Origin of the sequence: Streptomonospora mangrovi, from assembly GCF_027604915.1 — a bacterium.
GTDB lineage: Bacteria > Actinomycetota > Actinomycetes > Streptosporangiales > Streptosporangiaceae > Streptomonospora > Streptomonospora mangrovi.
Map to the genome: position 1 here is coordinate 1 of NZ_JAJAQC010000092.1, position 3,525 is coordinate 3,525.

Annotated in this window: 4 protein-coding genes and 1 rRNA gene; 1 reads left to right on the forward strand and 4 read right to left on the reverse strand. The window is 74.8% G+C overall.

The genetic code is table 11. The features are described from left to right. Positions 1 to 177: 177 nt before the first annotated feature. Positions 178 to 912, reverse strand: coding sequence for a class I SAM-dependent methyltransferase (locus tag LG943_RS26885; RefSeq protein WP_270075183.1), 735 nt, complete (start codon positions 910 to 912; stop codon positions 178 to 180). Positions 913 to 1,024: 112 nt separating this feature from the next. Next, positions 1,025 to 1,744, reverse strand: coding sequence for an NADPH-dependent F420 reductase (locus LG943_RS26890; protein ID WP_270075184.1), 720 nt, complete (start codon positions 1,742 to 1,744; stop codon positions 1,025 to 1,027). Between the two features lie 246 nt (positions 1,745 to 1,990). Here LG943_RS26890 and LG943_RS26895 point away from each other — a divergent pair, with 246 nt between their 5' ends. Continuing rightward, positions 1,991 to 2,479 carry a winged helix-turn-helix transcriptional regulator gene (locus LG943_RS26895; protein WP_270075185.1) on the forward strand — a complete coding sequence of 163 codons (489 nt, stop codon included), beginning with the start codon at positions 1,991 to 1,993 and terminating at the stop codon, positions 2,477 to 2,479. A gap of 34 nt (positions 2,480 to 2,513) precedes the next feature. Here the strand turns inward: LG943_RS26895 and LG943_RS26900 are convergent, their stop codons facing one another. Beyond that, on the reverse strand, positions 2,514 to 3,227 hold the full coding sequence (locus LG943_RS26900) for a TetR/AcrR family transcriptional regulator (protein WP_270075186.1): 714 nt from the start codon (positions 3,225 to 3,227) through the stop codon (positions 2,514 to 2,516). 173 nt (positions 3,228 to 3,400) lie between these two features. Beyond that, positions 3,401 to 3,516: ribosomal RNA gene (rrf, locus tag LG943_RS26905) — 5S ribosomal RNA — on the reverse strand. Positions 3,517 to 3,525 lie beyond the last annotated feature (9 nt).

Sequence of the window (3,525 nt, forward strand, 5' to 3'; positions counted from 1 at the left end):
CCACAAAAAACGGCGGGGCGGCGGCGGGGGGGCGGCCCCCCCCCCCCCCCCCCCCCGCCGCCGGTGGAGGGGGCGAGTGGATCGAAGGGACCGCATCCGCCGGGAGCCACCGCCACGCGGCGCCGCTCCCGCCCGTCTGCCCGGACGATCCGCCGCCGTCGCCGCCCCGAAAATCGCTCACCCCGCCCCTCGAAGGTCGCCCTGGTCGGCGGACGGGGCGTCCCACACCAGGGCGCAGGCGCCCGCCGCCGACGTGAAGGCTCCCTCCGGGAACACCGAACCGTAGCGGCGTTCGAACTCCGCACGGCTGAGGTAGCGGTCGCTCACCCGGTGGTCCAGCCACGCCCCGGAGGACAGCCGGTAGACCTCCCACGCCTCCGCCGGTCCGCGCCGGAGCGTGTTGCGCAGCAGTTTGCGGAGCAGGCCGCCGCGCAGCCACCACCGGGGCACGGACGGGCGCCGCGACACGACGTCGATCAGCACCGCGCGCCCGCCCGGCGCCACCAGGCGCCGGATGCGGCGCAGCGCCGCCTCCAGGTCGGCGACGTGGTGCAGGGTCCGCACGCTCAGCACGAAGTCGTAGCGGCCGGTGGGGCCGCCGTCCTCGGCGAGCAGGTCGCCGCACCGGTACACCACGTTGAGCCGGGACCGCTTGGCACGCGCGATGTCGAGCATCGGCCGGGACAGGTCCACCGCCTCGACATGGGCGAACCGCTCGGCCAGCACCAGCGTGTGCCGCCCGGTGCCGCACCCGAGGTCGAGGGCGCGCCCGCCGGAGGCGGCCGAGGCGTCGGGCAGCACGCCCGGGAGCCACGCGCCGACGCCGTCGTCGCCGGTCAGTTCGGCCAGCCGCTCGTACTCGGCGGCCACGTGGTCGAACGACTGGGCGCGCTCGCGAGCGGCGTCCGTCATGGGTGGACCTCCCTTGACGTGGGTGCGGACGTGCCGGGCGCCCGACCTTCCGGGTGGGTGGGCGCCCGAGCGAGCGGGCGGCGGACGGACCCGGCCGCCCGCCGCCCCAACCTCAGCCGGCGACCGGCGTGCGCGGCTGCGCCTGCGGCGGCGGAGCCGCGTCCGGCGCGGCGAAGACGAGGCGCGGATCGTTCCCGGAAGCGTACAGCCCGATCGCGAAGGCCGCCGTGGCCTCCACCAGCCCCGCGCGCTCAAGCCCTCCCGCGACCACGGGCGTCCCGCCGAGGTCGCGCACGAGCCCGCCGACGACGCCGAGGGCGTCGTCGGAGTCCCCGCACAGCGGCACGTGCGGAGCCCCGCCGCCGGACTCGTGCCCGGATTCACCGCTGGTGCCCCCGGCCTCGCCCTCGCGCGCCCGCCACACGTCGGCGGGGCACAGCGTGAACGCCTTCACCGGGTGCGCGCCGGGCGCCGCGTCGGCGATGCGGCGGGCCAGCGACGGTCCGCCGTCGTCGGTCGCCAGGGTGAACGCGGTGGTGGCCACCGGGTTCACGCAGTCGATGAGCACCCGCCCGCGCAGGGCGCCGTCAGCGGCGCCCAGGTCGGCGAGCACGCCCAGCACGGCCGCGTAGGGCACGGCCAGCAGCACGGCGGCGCCGAAGGCGGCGGCCTCCGCCGGGGTGCCCGTGCGCGCCGCCCCGCCGACCCGCGCGGCCAGCGCCTTTGCCCGCGCCGGACTCCGCCCGCCGAACATCACCTCGTGCCCGGCGGCGGCCCACCCCCCGCCCAGGGCCTCTGCCATCCCACCGGTACCGACGACTCCGATCCGCACGCCCCTCGACCTGCCTTCCGCTGCCGGGCCGACTCTCGGCGCCGGCCGTCTGGCAGGGAGCGTAGGGAGGTCGATGGGCACCGATCGGTACGCATCGGATGGGGTTTACTGGCGCTGACTCCGGTGTCCGGCCGAGCCGCAGGACCGGCAAGATGCCGAGGGCGCGGCGCGGGAGCGGGGGACGCGGGCAAGGCGGGCGGGAGGGATCCGATGGGCGGAACGGACCGGACGGACAGGGCGGGAGCGGTGCACGGCGGCAATGAGTTCGAGCCCCCGGCCTCGGAAACTGCCGGGTCCGGGATCCGCCTGGACCAGCCGTTCCTCGCCGACTGCCGCGCCCGGCTCGCGTTCGATCTGTTCACCCACACCTGGAACAGCGTCGTGCTCCTCGGCCTGCGGACCGGCCCCCGCCGCCCGCGCGAGCTGCGGGACGAGATCGGCGGGATCAGCGCCAAGGTGCTCAACCAGACCCTGCGCCGCCTGGCCGACTCCGGCCTGGTGGAGCGGAGGGCCTACGCCGAGGCGCCGCCGCGGGTGGAGTACGGCCTGACGCCCCTCGGCGAGACGCTCATGGAGCCACTGGCCGCCCTCGCCACCTGGGCCGCCGAACACGGGGACGCGGTCGCGGACGCCCAGGAGCGCGCCCGCGAGAGCCGGGAAAGCCGGGAGGGTCCGGCGGCGGACCTGGGCGGGATGGTCGGAGATCCGGCCGGAGGGCGCGCGGCCACAGGGTAGCCGAAAAGGGCGGACAGCCCTTCAGGTCGGCCCATCAGCTCCGCACCGGGTCGTCACCGCCCTCCTCGGCGTCCTCCACGCCCTGGTGCTTGGCCCGGAGGAACGGCCGCACGTCGGCGAACGACTGCGGCCGTCCCGGGAGCCGACTCGCGCCGGGGGCGCGCAGCGCGTCGAGGATGAGCGTGATGTAGCGGTTGGGCATGTCGCCGCGCCCGTCGTTGGGGAATGCGTGGGGTGAGGTGAGGATCCCCGCCAGGAGAATGAGGACGTCGCCCACGTCGACGTCGCCGCGCAGCGAGCCCTCCGCCTGCGCCCGCCGCACCAGCTCCGCGAGGATGTCGGCCAGGCCGACGCTCGCCTCCCGGCTGTCCGCGCTGCGGAGGAGGGAGTACCCACCGGGGGAGGAGAGGGAGAACCTCAGGCTCAGCCGCAGTTCGAGGGAGTGGTGCAGGAACCGCGTGAGCGCGCCCCAGGCGTCCGGCTCCTCTGCGACGGCGGTGCGCACCCGCTCTAGGACGGCCTGGAAGGTGCTTTCGGCGATTGCCGTGACCAGGCTCTCCCGGTCCGGAAACCGCCGGTAGAGGGTGCCCACGCCGACACCGGCTCTGCGCGCGATGTCCTCCATGGGGACGTCCAGCCCCCGCTCGGCGAACAGTGATGTGGCGGCCTTGATGATCAGATCGCGATTGCGCCGCGCGTCAGCGCGCAGCCGACCGGTACCTCGGGGAGTTCCCGCTGGATTGTCCATACATCCCGCGCATCAGAGAGGGCGATGTCGCGCTTATCTTCGCACGGGGCCAGGGGCCGGGGGTCGCAGAGGGACCAATCGGCGGGAGGGACTGGCGGGAAGGCAGCGGAGGGACCCGATTTGGGGCATAAAAAAATGAGGGGACCCCCAAAGGAGTCCCCCCACTAAGTGAATTGCGGCAGCAACCTACTCTCCCACCCCACAACAGGGCAGTACCATCAGCGCAAAGAGGCTTAACGACCGGGTTCGGAAAGAGACCGGGTGTGACCCTCCCACCATAACCACCGCAAACCCAACC

Coding starts and splice junctions, on each gene's coding strand:
- LG943_RS26885 (WP_270075183.1), bottom strand. CDS start 912: ATGACGGACGCCGCTCGCGAGCGCGCCCAGTCGTTCGACCACGTGGCC.
- LG943_RS26900 (WP_270075186.1), bottom strand. CDS start 3,227: ATGGACAATCCAGCGGGAACTCCCCGAGGTACCGGTCGGCTGCGCGCT.